Raw genomic sequence first — 24,338 nt, 5'->3', positions numbered from 1 at the left:
CTGCCTCGGTGGGAGCTTGCTCCCACAGAGGGACCGGTATCTATCCCAACATTTGCGGCGATAAGCACAATGACAACCCCCAGCCACTTCTCCCCCGACCACCCGGTCCCCACCACCCAGCGCCCGTTCGGCGGCCGCGATCTGTTCTCGCTATGGTTCTCCCTTGGCATTGGCCTGATGGTCCTGCAGGTCGGCGCTATGCTCGCCCCAGGCCTTGGCCTGGCCGGCGCGGTATTGGCCATCGCCCTCGGCACTGGCGTGGGCGTGCTGTTGCTGGGGGCCGCCGGCGTGATCGGTAGCGACACCGGCCTGTCCGCCATGGGCACCCTGCGCCTTAGCCTGGGCAGCCAAGGCGTGCGCTTGCCGGCGCTGCTCAACCTGCTGCAACTGGTCGGCTGGGGCGCCTTCGAGATCATCGTCATGCGTGACGCCGCCAGCCTGCTGGGCGCACGCGCATTTGGCGAAGGCAGCCTGTGGAACAGCCCGATGCTCTGGACCCTGTGCTTCGGTGGCCTGGCCACCTTGCTGGCGGTGAGCGGGCCGCTGGCGTTCGTGCGCAAGGTGCTGCGCAAATGGGGTATCTGGGTGCTGCTGGGCGCGTGCCTGTGGCTGACCTGGAATCTGTTCGCCAAGGCCGACCTGGGCGAGTTGTGGCGCCGCGCGGGTGACGGCTCGATGTCGCTGGCCGTCGGCTTCGACATCGTCATCGCCATGCCGCTGTCCTGGTTGCCGCTGATTGCCGACTACTCGCGCTTCGCCCGCAACGGCCGTCATGTCTTCGGTGGCACCGTACTGGGGTATTTCATCGGCAATACCTGGCTGATGAGCCTAGGCGTGGCGTACACCCTGGCTTTCGCCCCGAGCGGTGAGGCCAACGCGTTGCTGCTGGCGCTGGCCGGTGCCGGGATGGGTATTCCGTTGCTGCTGATCCTGTTGGACGAATCAGAAAAGGCCTTTGCCGATATCCACTCGGCGGCGGTATCGACCGGGATGCTGGTGCGAGTGAAAGTCGAGCACCTGGCCTTTGCCATCGGCGTGCTGTGCACCCTGATCGCCCTGCTGGCGCCGCTGGCCCAGTACGAGAACTTCCTGCTGCTGATCGGCTCGGTATTCGCGCCGCTGTTCGGCGTGGTGTTGATGGACCACTACGTGATCCGTCGCCGCCGCTTGCCTGCGCAAGTCGAGGGTTTGCACTGGCAGGCACTATTGGCCTGGGCGGTAGGCGTGGTGGCGTATCACGTGATTGCCGCGCAAGCGCCGGAGCTGGGGGCTACGCTGCCAGCATTGCTGCTGGCAGGTGGGCTGCATCTACTGCTGGGCTTCAGCCGCGGCCGGGAAACAATTCGGGCTTGAGTACGCCGTTCAGGCGCGGGTAAGGCAGCTTCAACTCCACGTGACCCATGGAATAGGGCGCGATGGAGTAGACCTCGTACTTGACCACGACTGCGCCGTAGGTCAGAGCGATGTGCGGCGACTTCTTGAACGGCCACGTCTTGACGAACTCGGCATCCTTGTCCATGCCCACGCTGATCAACCACGCGCGGTGCGATTCCTCGACCGTCTTCCAGAAGGTCTCTTCCTGGCCCGGCAGCAGCATGTCTTGCAGGGTCAGCACCTTGTCCAGCTTGCGCGAATAGTTGATGAAGCCGCGGCCCGGCATGCCGTGGGCGCCGCCGCTGTCGAGGTAGCTGGACAGCTCGATGATCACCAGCCCGTCATGCTGCTCGCGTACCTTGGCTTGCAGGTAGCTGCTGTTGCGTTTGTCGGCGCTGGCCAGGTATTGCTGTTCGTACGCCTGCAAAGTGCTGGGGGCGGTGCCATGCTGGTTGTCTTCGGTCAGCTGCAACAGGCGCTTTTCGACGATGGCGTCGAGCTTGGGCAGGTCCGGGAAGTGGATAGTATCGATGTTCACCAGCGGGCAGTCGCTGGCGCTGCAGCCGGGCTTCACATGCTCCCAGGCGTCGCGCTTGACCTCCAGCGGGGCCCGGTAATTGGGCGTGAACAGGCTCTGGCAGGCACCGAGGGCCAAGGCCAGCACAGCCACGGAAGTCAGTTTGACAAGTGTCATGATGATCCTTGCAGTACAGATAAAGTCGCCCTTTGACCGCCTGCGCGGCCTTCAGTTCGCCACTAAGCTAACAGACAGTAGACCCGCTGTCCCGAGTGCACGAACGGTTACCGGAAAGGGGTGAAACGGGAAAGCGTGCAGAGTAGGATGGCGCGAAGCAGTATTCGAGGTAATGAGGATTTCCATGTCAGACGCGTTGAATTCAGTGCCCAAGGGCTTCGACATCATCGAGCGGGCCAATTGCTTCCAGGGCTTCTACAAGCTCGACAAGCTGCGCCTGCGCCATGAACTGTTTGCCGGCGGCATGGGCCGCGAGATCAGCCGCGAGCTGTTCGTGCGTCACGATGCCGTGTGCGTGCTGCCGTACGATCCACAGCGCGACGAAGTGGTGTTGATCGAGCAGTTCCGCGTTGGCGCGCTGGGCAAGACGGACAATCCCTGGCTGATCGAAATGGTCGCCGGCCTGATCGACAAGGACGAACAGCCCGAAGAAGTCGCCCACCGGGAAGCCGTAGAAGAGGCCGGCCTGACCTTCAAAGCCCTGTGGCCAATGACCCGCTATTTTCCGTCGCCAGGCGGCAGTGATGAATACGTGCACCTGTTCCTCGGCCACTGCAGCAGTGAAGGCGCCGGTGGCCTGCACGGCCTGGAAGAAGAGGGCGAGGATATTCGCGTGCGCGTCTGGCCCTTCGAGGATGCCTTGCAGGCCGTGCGTGACGGGCGCATCTGCAATGCGGCAACTATCATCGGTTTGCAATGGCTGGCGCTGAACCGTGACGAAGTACGAGGTATGTGGAAGTGAACCTGCTGCGTGAGCGTTATCGGGTCGATCTGGCCGGGCTGCAAGCAGCCTGCGAGGCCAATTACGCCCGGCTCATGCGCCTGCTGCCCGACATGCGCACCACTCAGAGCTCGCGGCGCATCGGCATGACTCAGGGCGATCAGATGCTCGGGGTGCTGGTGCTCGACGTGTTACTGGCCTGCCCGTACACCACCACCCTGCGGGTACGCCAGGAGCACAGCCTGCCGTGGCTGCCGGTGCCGCACCTGGAAGTGCAGGTGTACCACGATGCGCGCATGGCCGAGGTGGTCAGCGTCGAACACACCCGGCGCCTGCGCAGTATCTACCCCTATCCGAACCAGGCCATGCACCAGCCGGATGAAAAAGCCCAGCTCAATCTGTTTCTGGGTGAATGGCTGAGCCACTGCCTGGCCTGCGGCCACGAACTGGCAAGCGTGCGCTGAAATGTGAAGGCGGTCGGGTTCGGGTGTTTGCTTACAACCCTTACCCCGCCATAATTCCCGCTGAATCCGCACGAGGAGACGGCCGGTGCCGTACCCAGACCCATCCGATGCACCCGTCTACGTGGTGCAATTGACCGACGCTCATTTGTTCGCCGACCCCGCAGGCACACTGCTGGGCCTGCGCACCCGCGACAGCCTGCGGCATGTGATTGCCCAGGTGCGGCGTGAGCAGCCCCGTATCGACCTGTTGTTGTGCACTGGCGACCTGTCCCAAGATGGCAGCGTCGCGTCGTACCAGGCATTTCGACAGCTGACCGGCGCGTTTGCTGTCACCACCCGCTGGCTGCCGGGCAACCATGATGAGGCCAAGATCATGGCCGACGTGGCGCCACAGCTGGTACAGGCGGTAACCGATGTGGGGGCCTGGCGTGTGGTGATGCTCAACTCGGCGGTGAGTGGCGCGACCCATGGCCTGCTTGAGCCCGATCAATTGGCCGTGCTCGATGAAGCGCTGGAGACGGCCGGCGAGCGCCACTGCCTGGTGTGTTGCCACCACCAGCCGGTGGATATTGGCTGTGCCTGGATCGCCCCAATCGGGTTGCGCAATGCCGACGCGCTGCTGGGCCGCCTTGAGGTTTATCCACAGGTGAAGGCGTTGCTCTGGGGGCATATTCATCAGCAATGGGATGAGCAGCGCGGTGGTGTGCGTCTGCTGGCCACGCCATCGACCTGCATCCAGTTCGCCGCGCGCAGCGAAGATTTCAAGGTGAGCGAAGAGCAGCCTGGATATCGGTGGTTGCGGCTGTATGCCGACGGTCGGCTGGAAACGGGTGTAGAGCGGGCGACGGACTTTGACGTGAAGCTCGACTTCAATAGCCCGGGCTATTAACGCGTTGTGCAGAGAACGCTGTGAGAGCGGCTTCAGCCGCGAAGCAGGCGACGCGGTGGATGGCGCCGGCTTTGCCGGTGATCGCGGCTGAAGTCGCTCCTACAGATAAATTGTTGCGAAAATCCCGCCGTCACGCCAAAACCCGACGAACACGCTACACTGCGCATCCCTGCGCCCGCACCCTCGGGCGCGAAGCCTAAGATTTCCGGGGGCAGCATGTCGGGTTCCATCCTCTATATCCATGGCTTGAACAGCTCACCGCTCTCCACCAAGGCGCGCCAGCTCGAAGCCGTGATGCAACAGCTAGGCCTGTCGGGCCAGTTGAGCGTCCCCGCCTTGCACCATCACCCGCGCCACGCCATGGCCCAGCTTGAAGCCGCCATCGCCGAGCTGGGTGCGCCTCTGCTGGTCGGCAGTTCGCTCGGCGGCTACTATGCCACCCATCTGGCCGAGCGCCATGGCCTCAAGGCGCTGCTGATCAACCCAGCGGTTACCCCGCACAAGCTGTTCGACGGCTATCTTGGCACCCAGCGCAACCACTACACCGACGAATCCTGGGAGCTGACCCACGACCATGTTCAGGCCCTGGCCGAACTGGAAGTGCCAGCCCCCACCGATGCCAGCCGCTATCAAGTGTGGTTGCAGACGGCCGATGAAACCCTGGACTATCGCCACGCCGCGCATTATTACCGCGCCTGCGCCCTGCGTATTCAGGCCGGTGGCGACCACAGTTACCAAGGCTTCGCCGCGCAGATCCCGGCCCTGCTGGCCTTTGCCGGGGTTGCCCGGGGGCAGTATGCGGCACTCGATTTTTCTGTATTTTGATCTTTTTGCATTCACCAGACTGACGACGAGAACCCATGGCCAATCCCAGCGCTAGCGCCTATAACGCAGACGCCATCGAAGTCCTCTCGGGCCTTGACCCGGTCCGTAAACGCCCGGGCATGTACACCGATACCAGCCGGCCGAACCACCTGGCCCAGGAAGTCATCGACAACAGTGTCGACGAAGCGCTGGCGGGCCACGCCCGTTCGGTGCAAGTCATCCTGCATGCCGACCACTCGCTGGAAGTCAGCGACGATGGCCGTGGCATGCCGGTGGATATCCACCCCGAAGAGGGTGTGTCGGGGGTCGAACTGATCCTTACCAAACTGCACGCGGGTGGCAAGTTCTCCAACAAGAACTACCAGTTCTCCGGCGGCCTGCACGGCGTCGGTATTTCGGTGGTCAACGCCCTGTCGACCCAAGTGCGCGTGCGCGTCAAACGCGACGGCAACGAGTACCAGATGACCTTCGCCGATGGCTTCAAGGCCAGCGAGCTGGAAGTGGTCGGCACGGTCGGCAAGCGCAACACCGGCACCAGTGTGTACTTCAGCCCGGACCCCAAGTATTTCGATTCGCCGAAGTTCTCCATCAGCCGCCTCAAGCACGTGCTCAAGGCCAAGGCCGTGCTGTGCCCGGGCCTGCTGGTCAGCTTCGAGGACAAGGCCAGCGGCGAGAAGGTCGAGTGGCACTACGAGGACGGCCTGCGCTCCTACCTGGTCGACTCGGTGAGCGACTACCTGCGCCTCCCGGACGAGCCATTCTGCGGCAGCCTGGCCGGTAACAAGGAAGCTGTGGATTGGGCGTTGCTGTGGCTGCCCGAAGGCGGTGACAGCGTTCAGGAAAGCTACGTCAACCTGATTCCCACGGCCCAGGGCGGTACCCACGTCAACGGCCTGCGTCAGGGCCTGCTCGATGCCATGCGCGAGTTCTGCGAGTTCCGTAACCTGCTGCCGCGCGGGGTCAAACTGGCCCCGGAAGATGTCTGGGAGCGCATCACCTTCGTCCTCTCGATGAAGATGCAAGAGCCACAGTTCTCCGGCCAGACCAAAGAACGCCTGTCGTCCCGCGAGGCGGCAGCGTTCGTTTCAGGTGTGGTCAAAGATGCGTTCAGCCTGTGGCTCAACGCCCACCCCGAGGTTGGCATGCAGTTGGCGGAATTGGCCATCAGCAACGCCGGTCGGCGTCTCAAGGCGAGCAAGAAGGTCGAGCGCAAGCGCGTTACCCAGGGCCCGGCTTTACCGGGCAAACTGGCTGATTGTGCCGGGCAGGACCCGATGCGCGCCGAGCTGTTCCTGGTCGAGGGTGACTCCGCCGGTGGTTCGGCCAAGCAAGCGCGGGACAAGGAGTTTCAAGCCATCCTGCCGCTGCGCGGGAAAATCCTCAACACTTGGGAAGTGGACGGTGGCGAAGTCCTGGCCAGCCAGGAAGTGCACAACATTGCCGTGGCCATCGGCGTCGACCCGGGCGCAGCCGACCTGTCGCAACTGCGTTACGGCAAGATCTGCATCCTTGCCGACGCCGACTCCGACGGCCTGCACATCGCGACCCTGCTGTGCGCGCTGTTCGTCCAGCACTTCCGCCCGCTGGTCGAGGCCGGCCACGTCTACGTGGCCATGCCGCCGCTGTACCGCATCGACCTGGGCAAGGAAATCTACTACGCCCTCGACGAAGCCGAGCGTGACGGCATCCTCGACCGCCTGGTGGCCGAGAAGAAGCGCGGCAAGCCGCAGGTCACGCGATTCAAGGGGCTAGGCGAGATGAACCCTCCGCAGCTGCGTGAAACCACCATGGACCCGAACACCCGGCGCCTGGTCCAGCTGACCCTGGACGACCTGGCGGGCACCACCGAGATCATGGACATGTTGTTGGCCAAGAAACGTGCCAGCGATCGCAAGAACTGGCTGGAGACCAAAGGCAACCTGGCCGAGGTCCTGGTTTGATTCGTCTGCTTGTCGCAGCGTTACTCGCGCTGGTTGCTCTGCCGAGCCTGGCAGGCAACTGGCCGGAGCTGAGGTTGACGTCCGAGCATCCGATCGACGGCATGCGCGGCGGCAACCTCTCGGGCCTTGCCTTCTGCCGTGGCGCGCTCTGGGGTGTTTCCGACCGCGACGATGACCGCATCTACCGCCTCGACCAGCAGAGCGGCGTCTGGCGCGCCCAGCCGCTGACCTTTACCCCACCACCGGTACCGGACAGCGGCTTGCCGTGGGGGCTCAAGTCGCGCAACTGGGCGGTATCGCACATTCGTGGCGGCGAGCTGGATTTCGAAGGCATCACCTGCGACCAGGCCGGCAACCTCTACCTGGTCAGCGAAGCCCATGCGGCAGTGCTGCAACTGCCGATCATCGGGGAGCCTGAATGGCTGAAGATCGACCCGGCGATGATTCGCCAGGCCCGCGCCAGTGGCATGTTGCTGCAATTCAATGCGCTGTTCGAAGGCCTGGCGATCAACCCGACGGGTGACCGGATGTGGTTGGCAGCCGAACGTGAGCGCCGCGGCTTGGTGAAGATCGAGCGCCAGCAGTCGGTGTGGACCTGCGGGCGCAGTTGTGTGCTGTTGAGCGAGGCCGGGGTCGAGATGCAACCGGCGCAAATGCCCAATGCCCGTGCGCTTTCGCGCGACTTTGCCGACTTGGCCTGGTTCGACGGCAAGCTGTTCACCCTCGAACGCAATGCCTACCGCGTCTGCCGCCGGGACGTCGACAGCGGCAAGGTCGAGCGCTGCTGGTCGTTCGCAGCTGATGCACTGGTGCCCGAGCGCCGCTACGATCAGCCGTTCGGCCTGGCTGAAGCCTTGGTGATCGATGCCAAGGGCGCCTGGATCGGCCTGGACAACAACAACGGTGATCGCGCCGATGGCGAAAGCCGGCCGATCGTCTGGCGCTTTGCCGTACCCGAAGGCGGCTGGAGTAGCAAACCATGAGCCAGCCGCCGGGCAAGCGTGCGGGCCGGGTGCTTATGGTCCTCGCCTGGGCGGCGGCGCTGTTCCTGGCCACGCGCTTTTTCGGCGAGTGGGAGGCGCGCGAGCGCAATCCAAACAGCCAGGTTCAGTCCGAGCATGGTGAAGGTTTCATCGAAGTGCGGTTGCTAGGCAATGGACAGGGCCACTTCGTAGCGGACGGTGCGATCAATGGCCGAGTGGTGCACTTCATGCTCGACACTGGCGCCACCGACGTGGCAATCCCCGAAGCGCTGGCCCGCGACCTGGACTTGCAGCGTGGCAGCCCGGTCATCCTCAGTACGGCCAATGGCCGCACGGAGGGCTATCGCACCCGCCTGGACAACCTGCAACTGGGCGACATCCGCCTGCAAGGCGTGCGTGCGTTGGTGGTGCCGGGGCTGGACGGGCAGACCGTGTTGCTCGGCATGAGCGCCCTGAAACAACTTGAATTTACCCAGCGCGGCGGCACCATGCTGCTGCGCCAGAACCTGAAATAACGAGGCCCGCATGAGCGACCCATTGGAACTCAGCCTCGACGGCGTCGAACGCCGCTCGCTGGCTGACTTCACCGAACAGGCCTACCTCAACTATTCCATGTACGTGATCATGGACCGGGCCCTGCCGCACATCGGCGATGGCCTCAAGCCTGTGCAGCGACGCATTGTCTATGCCATGAGCGAGTTGGGGCTTGATGCCGATTCCAAGCACAAGAAGTCGGCGCGTACCGTCGGCGACGTGCTCGGCAAGTTCCACCCCCACGGCGACTCGGCCTGCTACGAAGCCATGGTGCTGATGGCCCAGCCGTTCAGCTACCGCTATACGCTGGTGGATGGGCAGGGCAACTGGGGTGCGCCGGACGATCCGAAGTCGTTCGCTGCCATGCGATACACCGAGGCGCGCCTCTCGCGCTATTCCGAAGTACTGCTCGGTGAGCTGGGCCAGGGCACTGTGGACTGGGTGCCGAACTTCGATGGTACCTTGCAGGAACCGGCCGTACTGCCGGCGCGTTTGCCAAATATTCTGCTCAACGGCACCACCGGCATCGCCGTGGGCATGGCCACCGATGTACCACCGCATAACCTGCGTGAAGTGGCCAGCGCCTGCGTACGCCTGCTCGACGAGCCGAAGGCCACCTTGGAGCAGCTGTGCGAGCACATCCAGGGCCCGGACTACCCGACCGAAGCCGAGATCATCACGCCGCGCGCCGAGATTCTCAAGATCTACGAAAGCGGTCGCGGTTCGATTCGTATGCGCGCCGTGTACCGGGTCGAGGACGGCGACATCGTGGTCACCGCGCTGCCACACCAGGTCTCCGGGGCCAAGGTCCTGGAGCAGATCGCTGCGCAGATGCAGGCCAAGAAGCTGCCGATGGTTGCCGACCTGCGTGACGAATCAGACCACGAGAACCCGTGCCGCATTGTCATCATTCCGCGCTCCAATCGCGTGGATGCTGACGAGCTGATGCAGCATCTATTTGCCACCACCGAGCTGGAAAGCAGCTACCGAGTCAACGTCAATATCATCGGCCTGGACGGACGGCCGCAGCTGAAAAACCTTCGCGCCTTGTTGCTGGAGTGGCTGCAGTACCGGATTGGTACCGTGCGTCGCCGCCTCCAGCACCGCTTGGAAAAGGTCGAGAAGCGCCTGCACTTGTTGGAAGGTTTGCTCACTGCCTTCCTCAACCTGGATGAAGTGATCCACATCATCCGCACCGAGGAGCACCCCAAGCAGGCCCTGATCGCCCGGTTCGACCTGACGGATATTCAGGCCGACTATATTCTCGAGACCCGCCTGCGCCAACTGGCGCGCCTGGAAGAGATGAAAATCCGAGGCGAGCAGGACGAGTTGCTCAAAGAGCAGGCCAAATTGCTGGCCCTGCTCGGCAGCGATGCCAAGCTGCGCAAGCTGGTCCGCAGCGAGCTGATCAAGGACGCCGAAACCTACGGCGACGACCGCCGTTCGCCGATCGTAGAGCGTACTGAAGCCAAGGCTTTGTCGGAAAACGAGCTGATGCCGACTGAACCGGTCACCGTCGTATTGTCGGAAAAGGGCTGGGTGCGTTGCGCCAAGGGGCATGACATCGATGCCACCGGCCTGTCCTACAAGGCGGGTGATGGTTTCAAAGCCGCCGCTGCCGGCCGCTCCAACCAGTTTGCCGTGCTGATCGACTCCACCGGACGTAGTTACTCGGTGGCCGCGCATACATTGCCATCGGCGCGTGGTCAGGGTGAACCACTGACTGGCCGCCTGACCCCTCCGCCGGGGGCGACCTTCGAGTGCGTACTGTTGCCAGAGGATGACGCCCTGTACGTGGTGGCTTCCGATGCCGGTTACGGCTTCGTGGTCAAAGGTGAAGACCTGCAGGCCAAGAACAAGGCGGGCAAAGGGCTGCTCAGCCTACCCAACGGCGCCAAGGTGATCAGCCCGCGCCCAGTGGCCAGTCGTGAGCAGGACTGGCTCGCGGCCGTCACCACCGAAGGTCGTCTGCTGGTGTTCAAGGTTGCTGACTTGCCACAGCTGGGCAAAGGCAAGGGCAACAAGATCATCGGTGTGCCGGGTGATCGGGTCGCCAGCCGTGAGGAATATGTCACAGATCTGGCGGTGATCGCCGAGGGTGCGACGCTTGTATTGCAAGCTGGCAAGCGTACCCTGTCTCTGAAACCCGATGACCTTGAGCATTACAAGGGCGAGCGCGGTCGGCGTGGCAGCAAGCTGCCACGCGGGTTCCAGCGTGTCGATGGATTGCAGGTGGAAAGTCCTACGTAACCTGGTGAAATGTCTGAAACGGCAATTTCAGCGCCGTTTCGGGCAGAAAAACTGGAGTCGGGCCGATATTTCACGGATGATAGTGCCCCTTCGGTGCCGGCGTGGCCGTGCGCCCGATTGAATCTATATCAGTATCACTGCGGTTAGCCTGGTGGCGACCGCCTGGATGGGATGAATGAAATTTCTGCGCCTTCCAATTGCGCTGTTGATGACGGGCTTGCTGGGACTGAGCGGGTGCAGCATGCATCAGCCGGTTGCCCTGTATCAGCTCGACAGCGGTGATCCTGGCCAGCCTTCACAGAGTGCGGGCATGGCCGTGGTGGTTGGCCCGGTGTCGGTCGCCGATTACCTGCAGCGCGAAACCTTTTTGCAGCGTCAGGCCGATGGCAGCCTGAGTTCGGCGACGGACGGTCGTTGGGCGGGCAGCCTGTCGGCTGATATCGACCAACTGCTGGTGCGCCAACTGGCCTGGCGCCTGGATAGCCAGCGCGTGGTCCTGGCCCCGGCCAGCAGCGGATTCTCGCCGGATGTGCAGGTGTTGCTGTCGATCACCCGCCTGGACTCGGGCAAGAACCAGCCGGCCATCCTCGATGCCCAATGGCGTCTGCTCGACCGCCGCGGCAATGTGCGTGACAACCGCATCGTGCATCTCGAGCAGCCGCACGAGGGCACCGAGTCGTCGCAAGTGCAAGCCCAAGGGCAGCTGCTGCAGAAGCTTGCCGAGCAGCTGAGCTCTGCGGTCAAGCCGCTGGCCAACCAGCCTGCCATTGCCGAAGAAGCGCCGAAGAAGCCTGCTGCACCGGTGCAGGTCAAGAAGGCACCAGAGAAGTCGAAGATCCCGATGGCTTCACCAATTCGTACCGATATGGAAGTCTATCGGTTCTGATGGTTCCGCCAGCTACAAAAAAGCCCGCATTCTCGCGGGCTTTTTTGTAGCTGCATGTTCTGGCCTCTTCGCGGGGCAAGCCCGCTCCCACAAGTTTGAAGCCTGCGCGGCACCTGTGGGAGCGGGCTTGTCCCGCGAAGAGGCAGCCCGGTATCAGGCCCTGCGTTCGTGCATCCGCGCCAACTGTCGCTCCAGCATCGAAGGGTAGGGCTCCATCAAGCGCTCGACACAGCTGGCCCCTTCGGGGCTGGCAATCGGCCGGATGCGAGCACGCTGGCGAATCAGGACGTCATCACTGATCTTGCGCTCCACCAGCAGCAGGTTGCGGCTGTGCTGGGAAAGCGCCAGGGCGTCCTGGGCCTTCTCGGCCATCAGCAGGTCGACTTGCTCCAGACCGTGCAGGTCATCGCCCAGGGTCAGGCCCAGCTGCAGTTGCAGGGTAATTCCGCTGTCGGCCACCTCGATCTGCAGGGCGTGGCCCAACGCACGCAGCAGCTCGCCGCAGCAGATGGCGTTGGTCAGGTAGTCCTCACCGCAGTCGCGGCTGTGGAACAGCACCAGGGTGCTACCGTCGTTGAGCGTGTGGGTCTCGCCTTCATACAGCGACGCGGCCTGCTCCAGGCAGTCGCGGTAGCGCTCCAGCAGCTCGGTCAGGCGGGTGCGGGGCAGGCGGCGAAGTTGTTCCTGCGAACCCAGCTGCACAGCCAGTACCGCGCTGCTCTGTGGCTCATCGGATTCGACCACGGTGGCCTTGGGTGCGGGCTCATCGTTGTCCAGCAGGCCGGCAAAGGCCGCCTCGTCGTCTTCGTCGTCGCCCAGGGCGGCAACCTTGGCGCGTGGCGCTGCCTTGACCGGTACGGCAACCTCGTGCAGGTCGTCGAACTCGTCCTCGTCCTCTTCTTCCTCCGGTTCAGGCTCCGGAGGTGGCGGCGGCGCCAGGCGCGCGTGCAACTGACGGGCGATATCGCCGATCTCGTCCTGACGATCCGTCGCTGGGGTATAGGGGTGCGGGTCACGCAGCCATACCCGCAGTTGCAGCAGCGGCAGGGTGATGTGGCGACCTTGGCGCAGGCTCAGGCTCAGCGCCAGGGCCAGCAGGATCGCGGCCAGGATGCCCATGCTCTGCAGGCTGATCAGCATCGGCTGCTGGAACTGGCTCATGTCCAGGCTGATGCGCAACTGCCCGGCGGTCACGTCCTGGAAGGTGATCTTGGTCTGGTACAGGCCTTCCGCTTCGCCCAGCAGGCTGTTGCGCGGGCGTTGCCCGGCTTCGGCCAGGATGCGGTTGTCCACGCTGTAGATCGCCGCATGGGCCACCAGCGGGTTCTTCACCAGATTGCCCAGCAGCACGTTGAGGCTGAGGATGTCGTTAGACACCAGCAGCTCGGTCGCCGAGGTGGCGGTCTGGGTGGTCAGGCTCTGGCCAAGGGCGTCGGCCTGCTCGTGCATCGCCTGCTTGAACTGCAGGCCCATCACGCAGGCATAGATCACCAACGCCAGCGCCACCAGGAATATATTGGTGCAGGCGATGCGCAGTGCCAGGGGAACGCGACGTTGGCGCAGGGCACGGAAGATCATGAGGAAGAAGTTGTCTGGTTTGACGGGCGTGGGCCGGTTCACAGAGCGCGGCTCTTAATGGCATGAAAGTGTTGCGCAGTATAGCGATCAGAGTTTTGTCGGCAAAGTATCGTTGGCGCCCGATGGTCATGGAAAATCGGTAGAATGCGCATTTTTCATCGAAGTCGGAGCCAGTTGTGCGCGAAATCGTCCTGATCAACATCACCGGAGAGGACCGCCCCGGTCTTACCGCCGCCATCACCGGCGTCCTGCTCCAGGGCGCAGTGAACATTCTCGACATCGGCCTGGCGGTCATGCACGGCACCCTGTCGTTTGGCATTCTGGTCGATATCCCCGATAACGAAGTGGCCACCCGCTTGCTGCAAAGCGTGCAGTCCAAGGCCCATGAGCTGAACCTGCAGGCCCGTTACACACCGATTTCCGAAGCGGACTACCAGCACTGGGCCGACGGCCAGGGTGAGCCGCGCTACATCGCCAGCGTACTCAGCCGCAAGATTACCCCTGAGCAGCTGCAGCGTGTCAGTGCCGTCATCAGCCAGTATGGCCTGACCATCGAGCGCATCGAACGGTTGTCCGCACGCGTCGCTCTAGACGCCCAGAGCGATAAAGGCAAGGCGGCACTGGAGATTTCCGTGCGCGGCGAGCCGAGCGATGCCCAGGCGCTGCGTGCCGACTTCTTCGCCTTGTCCGAAGCCTTGAACATCGACATTGCCTTCCAGAAGGACGACCTGTTCCGTCGTAATCGCCGCCTGGCGGTGTTCGACATGGACTCGACACTGATCGAGGCTGAAGTCATCGACGAGCTGGCCAAGGCAGCAGGTGTCGGCGAGCAGGTCGCAGCCATTACCGAGCGAGCGATGCGCGGCGAACTGGACTTCCGCGCCAGCTTCAAGGAGCGCATGGCGCTGCTCAAGGGCCTGGATGTCGGTGTACTGGATGAAATTGGTGCTTCCCTGCGCCTGACCGAGGGTGCTGAAAACCTGTTCGCCGAACTCAAGCGCATGGGTTACAAGACGGCCATTCTTTCTGGCGGCTTCACCTACTTTGCCAAACAGGTGCAGGCGCGCCTGGGCATCGATTATGTGTTCGCCAATGAGCTGGAAGTGGTCGATGGCAAAGTTACCGGGGTGGCCGTCGAGCCGATCGTCGACGCCCAGCGCAAGGCCGAGTTGTTGCAGCAGCTGGCCAGCGAGGAGGGCCTGCAACTGGAGCAGACCATCGCCGTAGGTGACGGCGCCAACGACCTGCCGATGCTGTCGCTGGCAGGCCTTGGTGTGGCCTTCCGTGCCAAGCCACTGGTGCGCCAGTCGGCCAAACAGGCAATTTCGACCTTGGGCTTGGATGGCGTGCTGTATTTGCTCGGCCTGCGCGACCGCGACGCTCGCGGTTGAGCCGTACGTCAGGGCCGTGAAACGGCCCTGATGCCCCGCTACATTGCTTTAGTGACGATTTCGAACTGTTCTAAGTCCCTCTGTTTCCCCCATCTACGCTTGCATCCGTACGGTCTCACCCATCGACCGTGCTGGCCCGGGGGGAGTCCTCGTGGCCATTCAACTTCAAGGAGAAGAAGTTCATGTCCAAGTACGCAGCGCAGAATCAGTGGGGCGGTAATTCGGCACCCTGGCACCCGGGCGGAATCTGGGTAATAGGTGGCCGGGACAATCAGAATGTGGTGTCGGTCGAGGTCAAATCGACCGATGGTGGCCAGACACTGCAAGGCGTCATGACCTATGCCGGCGAAGGACCGATCGGCTTCAAGGGCAACCGCGTCGCGCATAACCGGTACCAGGTGCAGAACCAGTGGGGAGGCGACAGTGCCCCTTGGCACCCGGGTGGGGAGTGGGTGATCGGCGGGCGCGACGACCAGAGTGTCGTGGCGCTCAGCGTCAAGTCAGATGATGGTGGCCTGAGCCTCAATGGTACCAATACCTACATCAATGAGGGCCCAATCGGCTTCCGTAGCCTGCTCGGCTGATGTCCTCACCGAGTAGACGCCCCCTGGCCAAAAGCCGGGGGGCGTCAAGGCGGTCAACCCTGCAGCGGCTGCGCCAGCAGCTCACCCATGCGGGTGGCCGAACCAGCACCCAGGTTTTGCGCCCATTTCACCTGCTCCGGCCCGAACAGCACGATGGCCGTGGAGCCCAACTTGAAGCGGCCCAGTTCCGCACCCTTTTCCAGGTGAATCGGCGCACGGCTGCCTTCGTCGTAGCGGAAGGTCTTCAGCTCACGCTTCGGCGGGGTGACCAGGCCAGCCCATACGGTCTCGATCGAGGCAACGATCATCGCGCCGACCAGTACCACCGCCATCGGCCCGCGCTCGGTATCGAACAGGCACACCACGCGTTCGTTGCGGGCAAACAGCTCGGGGACGTTTTCCGCCGTGGTCTGGTTTACCGAGAACAATCGACCCGGTACATAGACCATCTCGCGCAGTGTGCCGGCGAGTGGCATGTGCACGCGGTGATAGTCCTTCGGCGACAGGTAGATGGTGGCGAATTCGCCGCCCATGAACGGTGCGGCCAGGGCGGGATCGCCGCCAAGTAGCTCCAGGGCGCTGAAGCTGTGGCCCTTGGCCTGGAAGATGCGGCCGTGCTCGATCGGGCCCAGCTGGCTCACGGCGCCATCGGCCGGGCAGAGGATAGCCCCAGGGGTTTCATCCAGCGGCCGTGCGCCTGGCTTCAGAGCACGGGTGAAGAAGGCGTTGAAGTGTTCGTAGGCGCTCAGGTCTTCGACCAGTGCCTCGCTCATGTTCACCTGGTAGCGCTTGGCGAACCAGGTGGTGAAGGCGTTCTTGAACCAGCGTGCGCGGCACTCGGCAACGCAGCCGGCGAGCCGCGACAGCAGGTGGTGCGGCAGCAGGTACTGGCTGATGATGAACAGACGGGATTTCATGCAGGTTCCTTAGACTTCTACAGGCGTGTCCGGGTGGTTGCCCCATTCGCTCCACGAGCCGGCGTAAGCCTTGACGCGTGGGTAGCCGAGGGCCTTGGCCACCAGGTAAGTGAAACCGGAGCGGCGGTGTGACTGGCAATGGGTGATCACTTCCTTGTCGGGGGTGATGCCCAGTTGCTTGAGGACTTCAGCGATGTCCTGGCGAATACGCTGGTGATCGTTGAGGTCCATGCCGGCGGTCCACTCGAAGTTGATCGCGCCGGGGATGTGCCCGCCTTTGGCGGCCAGGACTTTCTCACCATTGAATTCCTGCGGGGCGCGTGCATCCCAGACCACCAGGTCTTCGGCACCCAGACGGCTTTGCAGGTATTCGCGGGTTGCCGTCGGTTCGCTGTGCACGTGCAGACGCACCGGGGTATTGGCGGGTGCCGGCACCTCGGTCGACAACTTGTCCGCCGGCCAGGCCTGAATGCCGCCGTTGAGGTAATGGCTGGTCTTGTGGCCGATCACGTCGAGCATCCAGATGAAGCGCCCGGCCCAGCCACCACCCTCATCATCGTAAACCACATAGACGGCGTCGTCGCGATGACCGAGCTCACTGAACAGTTTTTCCAGGTCGGCCAGTGCCGGCAGCAGGCCTGGCGCGGGCGGCAGGCCCAGCTGGGTGCGCTTGCCCTCGACGAAGCGGGCGCCGGGGATGTGCCCGCTGACATAGCGGTTGGCGCTGCTCAGGTCGACCAGGATCAGCTGGGGCGAATCCAGGCGCGGCAGCAGGTCCGCAGGCTCGATCACCAGCGGCAGTCCGGCAAAATCAGTCATCCACGGTCTCCAGTGTGGAAAGAGGAGCGATTGTAGCGCAAGGGTCAGGCATTGCGGTTGGCAAACACGGCGAGGGCGCGCTCGATACATTGCGCGGTTTTACCGAACGCTTGCACGCTGACATCGGCCAGCGGCTTGCCCCCTTGATCCGCCACCGCCAGCATCAATACCTGGTCGTTGACCGCCAGTGAGCGCAGCAGCAGGTGTTCGCCACGGAAGAAGGCGTGCAATGGGGCCGGTAACAGGGCCGAGAATTGGGCATGGTTCTCCGGCGTCAGGCGCAGCTGAGCGGCCTTGACCAGCAGTTTTTGCAGCAATTTGCTCTGCGGTACGGGCAAAGCGATGGCCGCAGCTTCTTTAGGTAGGCCGGCAGTCTGCTGCACGCGCAGGTAGTCGCTGGCCTTGTCCAGGGTCAGCAGCATGATGCGCTGCATGCCGCAGGCCAGCAGGGCTTCACGTGCCTGGGTGGCCAGGTGCACGGCGTTGGTGAACGGGCTGGGCTGGGCCAGCAACTCCTGGCACAACTTGCGCCACTGGCCGAGCGCGTCGCTGGAGGGCGGCGGCGGAGCCAGCATGTCGGGGTGCGGGCGGCGCTGGTGCCAGGGCCAGATCAAGGCTTCGGCGGGGTGGAACAAGGCATGCCTGGCATGGCGGCGGGCACTGGCGGCTGCCTGCTGGTGGACCTGTTGCTGTACGTCTTCCAGTGAAGTCTGAAGGTACAGTGCGGTCAGCAGTTGCCAGCGCAGCAGGTGTGGGTTGTCCCAGCCCACTTGCGCCGCCAGCGCCAGGTTATTGGCCAGCAGCACGGTGTTGGCCGGCTGGTTGAACCAGCGGCTCAAGGCGGGCGCCTCGTCCAGGCGGTGCTGCTGGCTCAGCAGGTCTTCGTCGCGGGCGATGCTCAATATCTGCCCAAGCTGTTCACGCTCTTCCAGCAGCAGGCGGTAGCCCTGGGTGACCCACTGCGACAGGCGCCAGTGCTCGGCCATGGCTTGGCACAGCGCCATGATGCGCACGCCAAACAATTCCTGCTCGACATCCGCAGCCTCTTCGCCCTTGTGGATGACCCGCAGTTCCCAGGCGTCGAGCAGTTTCGGGTAGACCAGCGCCATCGGCCACAGGGGCGACAGGAACAGCAGGCTGCCCCAGTGGATTTCCTGCCACAGCCGCGCCAGGCGGCTGGCGAACAGGCCACTGGCCTGTTGGGACGCGTGCTGGCTGATCAGCAGAAACTGGCGCAGCACCGGCGGGATATCGTCGTCCGGCAGCGCTGGCAGGCGGTTGAGCAGTTCGCGGGTACGCGCCAGGCCCAGGCGATTGAGGGCGATTTCCAGGCTTTCGGCAGGTTCCGCCTGGCTGGCATTGGCCGGGTGGTTGGCCTCGCGCATCACCGACAGCACCAGGGCCGGGCTGTCCTGCATCAGTTCGGCGATATCGCGCAGCGAGCGGCGGCTATCATTGATGGCGCTCATGACCCGGTCGTAACTCTGCTTCGGCACCGGTACACGGATACCGTCGAGCAGCTTTACCCAGGCCTCTAGCGTACGCGGATTCTGAGTGGGCACCTTGGATTCCATTGGCATTTTGACATCAGTCCGAACTGGCTTTTCGCATTGAGTGGCTATAGTCTGGCGCAGTTCTGCCGATAAGTAGAAGAAGAGTTTTAAAGCTCCCGTCCCTCACCCTGACCACGACAGCAAGTGCTTTGAACCTATGGCTAAAATTATCGGCATCATCGTCGTATTCGCGAGCGTGCTCGGCGGATATGTACTCTCCCACGGCAAGATCGCGGCGCTGATCCAGCCGTTCGAAGTGCTGATCATCGGCGGGGCCGCCTTTGGCGCCTTCATGCAGGCCAACCCCGGCTACATGACCATGCATGTGGTCAAGAAGTCGATGAAGATGTTCGGCTCCCGGTTTACCCACACCTTCTACCTGGAAGTGCTGGGCCTGGTGTACGAAATCCTCAACAAGAGCCGTCGCGAAGGCATGATGGCGATCGAGAGCGATATCGAAGACGCCGCGGCCAGCCCTATCTTCGCCAAGTATCCCGCCGTGCTCGGCGATGAGCGCATGACCGCGTTCATCTGCGACTACCTGCGCATCATGTCCACCGGCAACATGGCGCCCCACGAGCTCGAAGGCCTGTTCGACATGGAGCTGCTGAGCATGAAGGAAGAGCTCGAGCACCCATCCCACGCCGTCACCGGCATTGCCGACGGCATGCCCGGCTTCGGTATCGTCGCGGCGGTACTGGGTATCGTGGTGACCATGGCGTCGCTGGGTGAGGGTGACCAGGCTGCCATCGGTATGCACGTGGGGGCGGCCCTGGTGGGTACCTTCTTCGGTATTCTTGCGGCCTACGGCTTCTTCGGGCCGCTGGCCAAGTGCCTGGAGCACGATGCCAAGGAAGAGATCAACCTGTATGAGTCGATCAAGGCTTCGCTGGTAGCCTCGGCTTCGGGCATGCCACCTTCGCTGGCCGTCGAGTTCGGGCGCAAGGTGCTCTATCCGAAGCACCGCCCGAGCTTTGCCGAGCTGGAACAAGCCGTTCGCGGTCGCTAAGCCATGGAAAACAATCAGCCGATAATCATCAAGCGCGTCAAGCGCTTCGGTGGAGGCCACCACGGCGGCGCCTGGAAGATTGCCTTCGCCGACTTCGCCACGGCGATGATGGCGTTCTTCCTGGTGCTGTGGTTGATGTCCACCGCCACCCCCGAGCAGAAGATCGCCATTGCCGGCTACTTCAAGGACCCGATCGGCTTCTCCGAAAGCGGCACGCCCTATGTGATCGACCTGGGTGGCTCGCCGGAACTGGCACCGGAAAAGACCATCAACCCGGAGCAGAAGTCCGAGCCTACGCCTGATACCAGCATCCAGCTGGACAAGGACCAGGTCGAGACCATGGCCGAACAGGTCGAGCGCGAGCGCCTCGAATTGCTGCTGCAGGAGCTGCAGAACAAGGTCGATGAAAACCCGCAACTGCAGAAGTTCAAGGACCAGATCCTCTTCGAGATCACCCAGGATGGCCTGCGCATCCAAATCATGGATGCCGAGAACCGGCCGATGTTCGACATCGGCAGTGCTCGCCTGCAGCCGTATTTCGAGGACATCCTGCTGGCCATGGCCGACACCATCAAGGCGGTGCCGAACAAGATCAGCATCAGTGGCCACACCGATGCCAAGCCTTACGCTGGCAGCGGTGACTACGGCAACTGGGAACTATCGGCCAACCGCGCCAACGCCGCGCGCCGTGCGCTGGTCGCCGGTAGCTACCCGGATGACCAAGTGGCGCGAGTGGTGGGATATGCATCGTCGTCGCTGTTCGACCGCAAGGACCCGTTCAATCCGGTCAACCGGCGTATCGACATCATCGTCCTGACCAAGAAGGCCCAGCGCAACATCGAGGGTGAGCAGGGTGCACCCGAGGCGCCAGATGCCCAGCCCGCGCCGCCTGCCGGTGCGGCTCCAGGGGCTTCTTCTGCAGCGCCCGGCGCGGAGCAAGCGCCGATGCAGCCGCGTGAGCTGCGGCAGAAGCTGAACATCTTCGAGGAAGGCACCTTGAAGATGGACGAGGCGAAGGACCAGTAACCCAGGGGGCGCTGGGTTGAAAATATAAAAGCTGACGCGCTTCCTGTGGGGGCGGGCTTGTCCCGCGAAACGGGCGAAGCCCGTGCCATCCAGCGCGGTGCTCGCTTCGCGGCTAAAGCCGCTCCCACAGGTTGATCAGTAGCTGTCTTCCGGCAAGCTGGCGATGATCGAGCGGTAGCTGTTCATGCGCTGCGGCTTGATGCGGCCGTCTTCCAACGCCTTGAGCAGCGCGCAGCCGGGTTCGCGATCATGCTTGCAGTCGCGGAAGCGGCAGGTGCCGAACAAATCCCGAAACTCGATGAACCCGCCTTCGACGTCGTCACGGCTGACATGGCCCAGGCCGAATTCGCGGATGCCCGGCGAGTCGATCAGGTCGCCGCCGTTGGGGAAGTGGTACAGGCGCGCGGTGGTGGTGGTGTGCGTGCCCTGGCCCGACCATTCGGACAGGTCGCCGACGCGGGTATCGGCTGCCGGCAGCAGGCTGTTGACCAAAGACGACTTGCCCACGCCCGACTGGCCGACGAATACACTGATGTGGCCGTCGAGCATCTGCTGTAGGCGCTGCATACCGTCACCGTGGTGGGCAGAAACCTCCAGCAATGGATAGCCGAGATCGCGATAAACCTCGAGCAGCGCATGCAGGCCCGGGCCGTTTTCGTCGTTGATCAAATCGGCTTTGTTAAGCAGCAGCAAGGGGCGAATGCCAGCATGCTCGGCGGCGACCAGGTAGCGGTCGATCAGGTTCGGGTGCGGCTCGGGCGCTGGCGCGAAGACGATCACGATCAAGTCGACGTTGGCCGCCACTGGCTTGAGCTGGCCATGGTTGTTCGGCCGGCACAGCTCGGTGCTGCGCGGCATCTGCGCGACGATCACGCCAATGCCCTGGTTGCCAGCGCGCCAGACCACGCGGTCGCCGGTGACCAGCGCCGGCAGGTTGGCCCGCAGGTGGCAGCGGAACACCTGGCCGGCGACATCGCCGTCCTGGGCCTCGACTTCGACCTGCACGCCAAAGTGTGCGATCACCAGGCCCAGTTGCTCCGGCCCCAGGTCACCGCCCTCCAGCTCATGCAGCACGTGCTGTTCGCGTTTGGCGGCGCGAGCGGCGCGTTCGTTCTGGATTTTTTCGATACGCCAGTTTTGGCGACGATTGAGCTGGCGTTTGGCCATGGACCTTCCAAGGTGGGGCAAGTTGAAAACGGCAGGCAGTTTAGCATGCCGGGTCATCGACCATTCTGGTTACCTTTGCACCGCGCATGCGCAGGCCGTCGTCGCTAGGCTAATATGACGGCCATTACGAGGAGCCCCTGCATGCAAAATCCACAGAACCTGATCTGGATCGATCTGGAAATGACCGGCCTGGATCCGGACAGCGACGTCATCATCGAGATGGCTACCATCGTTACCGACAGCGATTTGAACACTCTGGCCGAAGGCCCTGTGATTGCCATTCACCACAGTGACGAAGTGCTGGCGCGCATGGATGAGTGGAACACCCGCACCCATGGCGCCTCGGGTCTGACCCAGCGAGTGCGTGAGAGCAAGGTCAGTATGGCGCAGGCCGAGGCAGAGACCATCGCCTTCCTCGAAAAATGGGTGCCCAAAGGAAAGTCTCCCATCTGTGGCAACAGCATTGGGCAAGATCGTCGTTTCCTCTACCGCCATATGAAAGCCCTGGAAGAATACTTCCACTACCGCAACCTGGATGTCTCGACCCTGAAGATCCTGGCCCAGCGTTGGGCTCCGCAGGTAGCCGACGACTTCAAGAAGGGCAGCACCCACCTGGCACTGGACGATATCCGCGAGTCGATCGCCGAGCTGCGCCACTACCGCGAGCACTTCCTCAAGGTGTGAGCCGAAAGGGCGCAGATATTCTCGTCGCGCCCTCTTTTGGTGCCCAAGGCAACTGGTTAGACTGCGCGCCTTTCTCGCACGGACCCGCGCCATGTTGTTGATGCTCTACCTTATCGCCATCACCGCCGAGGCCATGACTGGCGCCCTGTCTGCTGGACGCCGAGGCATGGATTGGTTTGGCGTGGTGCTGATTGCCTGCGTCACTGCGCTGGGTGGCGGCTCGGTGCGCGACGTGCTGCTCGGCCACTACCCGCTGACCTGGGTGAAACACCCGGAATACCTGGTGCTGACCAGCTGCGCTGCGTTGTTCACGATTTTCATCGCGCCGATGATGCGCCGCTTGCGCTCGCTGTTCCTGGTGCTGGATGCCCTGGGGTTGGTGGCCTTCACCCTGATTGGCTGCATGACGGCGCTGGAGATGGGGCAGGGGATGCTGGTGGCGTCGATCAGTGGGGTGATTACCGGGGTGTTTGGCGGAATTCTGCGGGATATCTTCTGTAACGACATTCCGCTGGTGTTCCGACGTGAGCTGTATGCCAGCGTGTCGTTTGCTGCGGCGTGGTTCTACCTGGGGTGTGTTTACTTCAAGGTGCCGGCGGAGCAGGCCATGTTGCTGACTTTGTTTGGCGGGTTCCTGGTGCGGTTGCTGGCCATTCGGTTCCATTGGGAAATGCCGAAGTTTCACTACAACGACCAGCAGTAGCCTTGAGGCAACCCCTGTGGGAGCGGCTTTAGCCGCGAAGCAGGCACCGCGCTGGATGGCACGGGCTTCGCCCGTGTTCGCGGGACAAGCCCGCTCCCACAGGGATCGCGCAGCTTTCTAAGTTTTGTGGAAGACAGTTGCTCCCACAGTTGAATTGTGTTGCTAGTGAATGCCGTGCTTGGCCAGCGCCCACGCCACATGCTCGCGTACCAGCTCTGACGCATCCTCCCGCCGAGCCTGCAGGGCCTCCAGCACCGGAATCGTCGAAGGCGCATTACCTAGGCCCACTGCCAGGTTGCGTAAAAATCGCTCGTACCCCGCGCGCCGCAACGGCCCGCCCTCGGTCTTGCGCAGGAAGGTCTTTTCGTCCCACAGGAACATCTCGGCCAGTTCGGCATTCTCCAGCCCGTGGCGCGGCTGGAAGTCGCTCTCCTGGGTAGGCCGTGCGAAGCGGTTCCACGGGCAGACGATCTGGCAGTCATCGCAACCGAATACCCGATTGCCCATCATCGAGCGCAACTCCACGGGAATCGCGCCCTTCAGCTCGATGGTCAGGTACGAGATACAGCGCCTGGCATCCAGCACGTATGGGCCGACGAAAGCCTTGGTCGGGCAGATGTCCAGGCACGCCTCGCAGCGCCCGCAGTGCTCGCTGGCATGCGCGTCGTCCACCGGCAGCGGCAGGTCGACGAACAGTTCGGCAAGGAAGAAGTAGCTGCCGGCCTTGCGGTTGAGCAGCAACGTGTTCTTGCCGATCCAGCCCAGCCCGGCCTGTTCGGCAATCGCCTTTTCCAGTACCGGGGCGCTGTCGACGAATGCGCGATAACCGAACGGGCCGATGTCTTCCTGGATGCGATCGGCCAGGTGCTGCACGCGTTTGCGCACCAGCTTGTGGTAGTCGCGGCCCAGGGCATATCGCGAGACGTAGGCTTTTTCCGGCTGGGCCAGGCGTTGCGCCATCTGAGTATCGCCCGGCAGGTAGTCCATGCGCAGCGACACCACGCGCACGGTGCCGGGAATCAACTGGTCGGGGTGCGCGCGTTTGCCATCGTGGGCGGCCAGGTACTCCATCTCACCCTGGTAGCCGGCGTCGAGCCAGCGCTGCAGGTGTTTTTCGTGCTCGCCAAGGTCCACACCGGCGATGCCGACGTGGGCAAAACCGAGTTCTTGGCCCCAGATCTTGATCGATTGGGCCAGGGCGGCGAGGTCAAGTGTGCAAGCGGACATGGATGGGTAAGGCAATACGGGCTCAGGTGCGTATAATTCTGCCAGACATTGGAGCCTTTG

At 63.1% G+C, this 24,338-nt stretch carries 23 protein-coding genes; 16 read left to right on the top strand and 7 right to left on the bottom strand.

What is annotated here, in order from left to right:
* The first annotated feature begins 69 nt into the window (after positions 1–69).
* Entirely contained in the window at positions 70–1,353 is a 1,284-nt protein-coding gene (cytX, locus tag ACZ6YA_RS09465; RefSeq protein WP_465896828.1) for a putative hydroxymethylpyrimidine transporter CytX, read from the top strand.
* On the opposite strand, the gene ACZ6YA_RS09460 is transcribed toward cytX, so the two are convergent.
* Complete coding sequence (locus ACZ6YA_RS09460; protein WP_465896827.1) at positions 1,322–2,068, bottom strand: RsiV family protein; 747 nt, start codon at positions 2,066–2,068, stop codon at positions 1,322–1,324. The two genes, cytX and ACZ6YA_RS09460, sit on opposite strands and share 32 nt — an antisense overlap.
* 184 nt (positions 2,069–2,252) lie before the next feature.
* Here ACZ6YA_RS09460 and ACZ6YA_RS09455 point away from each other — a divergent pair, with 184 nt between their 5' ends.
* From ACZ6YA_RS09455 to ACZ6YA_RS09415, 9 genes are all read left to right on the top strand, one after another.
* Positions 2,253–2,870 carry an NUDIX domain-containing protein gene (locus ACZ6YA_RS09455; protein WP_465896826.1) on the top strand — a complete coding sequence of 206 codons (618 nt, stop codon included), beginning with the start codon at positions 2,253–2,255 and terminating at the stop codon, positions 2,868–2,870.
* Positions 2,861–3,313 carry a DUF1249 domain-containing protein gene (locus ACZ6YA_RS09450; RefSeq protein ID WP_465896825.1) on the top strand — a complete coding sequence of 151 codons (453 nt, stop codon included), beginning with the start codon at positions 2,861–2,863 and terminating at the stop codon, positions 3,311–3,313. Before ACZ6YA_RS09455 ends, ACZ6YA_RS09450 begins: the two co-directional genes overlap by 10 nt.
* Positions 3,314–3,398: 85 nt before the next feature.
* Entirely contained in the window at positions 3,399–4,202 is an 804-nt protein-coding gene (cpdA, locus tag ACZ6YA_RS09445) for a 3',5'-cyclic-AMP phosphodiesterase (protein ID WP_465896824.1), read from the top strand.
* A gap of 216 nt (positions 4,203–4,418) precedes the next feature.
* Positions 4,419–5,027 carry a YqiA/YcfP family alpha/beta fold hydrolase gene (locus ACZ6YA_RS09440; RefSeq protein WP_465896823.1) on the top strand — a complete coding sequence of 203 codons (609 nt, stop codon included), beginning with the start codon at positions 4,419–4,421 and terminating at the stop codon, positions 5,025–5,027.
* 35 nt (positions 5,028–5,062) lie between these two features.
* A complete protein-coding gene (gene parE / locus ACZ6YA_RS09435) occupies positions 5,063–6,967 on the top strand; it encodes a DNA topoisomerase IV subunit B (protein WP_400796792.1) in 1,905 nt (634 codons plus the stop codon).
* Positions 6,967–7,950: an esterase-like activity of phytase family protein gene (locus ACZ6YA_RS09430; RefSeq protein WP_465896937.1), complete on the top strand. Its 984-nt coding sequence runs from the start codon at positions 6,967–6,969 to the stop codon at positions 7,948–7,950. The genes parE and ACZ6YA_RS09430 overlap by 1 nt, the downstream gene beginning before the upstream one ends.
* Positions 7,947–8,465: a retropepsin-like aspartic protease family protein gene (locus tag ACZ6YA_RS09425; protein ID WP_465896822.1), complete on the top strand. Its 519-nt coding sequence runs from the start codon at positions 7,947–7,949 to the stop codon at positions 8,463–8,465. Before ACZ6YA_RS09430 ends, ACZ6YA_RS09425 begins: the two co-directional genes overlap by 4 nt.
* A 10-nt stretch (positions 8,466–8,475) precedes the next feature.
* A complete protein-coding gene (parC, locus tag ACZ6YA_RS09420) occupies positions 8,476–10,734 on the top strand; it encodes a DNA topoisomerase IV subunit A (protein WP_465896821.1) in 2,259 nt (752 codons plus the stop codon).
* Positions 10,735–10,909: 175 nt separating this feature from the next.
* Positions 10,910–11,620 carry a PqiC family protein gene (locus ACZ6YA_RS09415; RefSeq protein WP_465896820.1) on the top strand — a complete coding sequence of 237 codons (711 nt, stop codon included), beginning with the start codon at positions 10,910–10,912 and terminating at the stop codon, positions 11,618–11,620.
* A gap of 153 nt (positions 11,621–11,773) precedes the next feature.
* Here ACZ6YA_RS09415 and ACZ6YA_RS09410 read toward each other — a convergent pair whose 3' ends face one another.
* Positions 11,774–13,240 carry a histidine kinase gene (locus tag ACZ6YA_RS09410; RefSeq protein WP_465896819.1) on the bottom strand — a complete coding sequence of 489 codons (1,467 nt, stop codon included), beginning with the start codon at positions 13,238–13,240 and terminating at the stop codon, positions 11,774–11,776.
* 134 nt (positions 13,241–13,374) lie between these two features.
* On the opposite strand from ACZ6YA_RS09410, the gene serB reads away from it, so the two are divergent.
* Positions 13,375–14,589, top strand: a complete 1,215-nt coding sequence (gene serB, locus ACZ6YA_RS09405; RefSeq protein ID WP_465896818.1) for a phosphoserine phosphatase SerB — start codon at positions 13,375–13,377, stop codon at positions 14,587–14,589.
* Between the two features lie 182 nt (positions 14,590–14,771).
* A complete protein-coding gene (locus ACZ6YA_RS09400; protein WP_465896817.1) occupies positions 14,772–15,173 on the top strand; it encodes a lectin OAA family protein in 402 nt (133 codons plus the stop codon).
* A 53-nt stretch (positions 15,174–15,226) separates the two neighbouring features.
* Here the strand turns inward: ACZ6YA_RS09400 and asd are convergent, their stop codons facing one another.
* Genes asd through ACZ6YA_RS09385 form a run of 3 tightly spaced genes read right to left on the bottom strand, consistent with a single transcriptional unit; the run spans position 15,227 to position 18,489 of the window.
* The gene (gene asd, locus ACZ6YA_RS09395; protein ID WP_465896816.1) at positions 15,227–16,090 is read right to left on the bottom strand and encodes an archaetidylserine decarboxylase; all 864 of its coding nucleotides are present in this window, start codon (positions 16,088–16,090) and stop codon (positions 15,227–15,229) included.
* Positions 16,091–16,099: 9 nt separating this feature from the next.
* Positions 16,100–16,909: a rhodanese-like domain-containing protein gene (locus ACZ6YA_RS09390; protein ID WP_465896815.1), complete on the bottom strand. Its 810-nt coding sequence runs from the start codon at positions 16,907–16,909 to the stop codon at positions 16,100–16,102.
* A gap of 44 nt (positions 16,910–16,953) precedes the next feature.
* Entirely contained in the window at positions 16,954–18,489 is a 1,536-nt protein-coding gene (locus ACZ6YA_RS09385; protein ID WP_465896814.1) for an HDOD domain-containing protein, read from the bottom strand.
* Positions 18,490–18,619: 130 nt separating this feature from the next.
* Between ACZ6YA_RS09385 and motA the strand changes: the two genes are divergently transcribed.
* Both motA and motB read left to right on the top strand, forming a co-directional pair.
* A complete protein-coding gene (gene motA / locus ACZ6YA_RS09380) occupies positions 18,620–19,471 on the top strand; it encodes a flagellar motor stator protein MotA (protein ID WP_400687322.1) in 852 nt (283 codons plus the stop codon).
* Between the two features lie 3 nt (positions 19,472–19,474).
* Complete coding sequence (gene motB, locus ACZ6YA_RS09375; protein ID WP_465896813.1) at positions 19,475–20,497, top strand: flagellar motor protein MotB; 1,023 nt, start codon at positions 19,475–19,477, stop codon at positions 20,495–20,497.
* Between the two features lie 135 nt (positions 20,498–20,632).
* Here the strand turns inward: motB and rsgA are convergent, their stop codons facing one another.
* Entirely contained in the window at positions 20,633–21,664 is a 1,032-nt protein-coding gene (gene rsgA, locus ACZ6YA_RS09370; protein WP_465896812.1) for a small ribosomal subunit biogenesis GTPase RsgA, read from the bottom strand.
* A 141-nt stretch (positions 21,665–21,805) separates the two neighbouring features.
* Here rsgA and orn point away from each other — a divergent pair, with 141 nt between their 5' ends.
* Together orn and ACZ6YA_RS09360 are read left to right on the top strand one after the other, a co-directional pair.
* On the top strand, positions 21,806–22,348 hold the full coding sequence (gene orn, locus ACZ6YA_RS09365; RefSeq protein ID WP_465896811.1) for an oligoribonuclease: 543 nt from the start codon (positions 21,806–21,808) through the stop codon (positions 22,346–22,348).
* Between the two features lie 91 nt (positions 22,349–22,439).
* On the top strand, positions 22,440–23,051 hold the full coding sequence (locus ACZ6YA_RS09360; RefSeq protein WP_400796826.1) for a trimeric intracellular cation channel family protein: 612 nt from the start codon (positions 22,440–22,442) through the stop codon (positions 23,049–23,051).
* Positions 23,052–23,213: 162 nt separating this feature from the next.
* On the opposite strand, the gene queG is transcribed toward ACZ6YA_RS09360, so the two are convergent.
* Positions 23,214–24,278 (bottom strand): tRNA epoxyqueuosine(34) reductase QueG, encoded by a 1,065-nt coding sequence (gene queG / locus ACZ6YA_RS09355; protein WP_465896810.1) that lies wholly within the window; start codon positions 24,276–24,278, stop codon positions 23,214–23,216.
* Between the last annotated feature and the right edge of the window lie 60 nt (positions 24,279–24,338).

The organism is Pseudomonas sp. NPDC090752, assembly GCF_055584805.1.
This window is presented reverse-complemented; position numbering and strand designations above follow the sequence as displayed.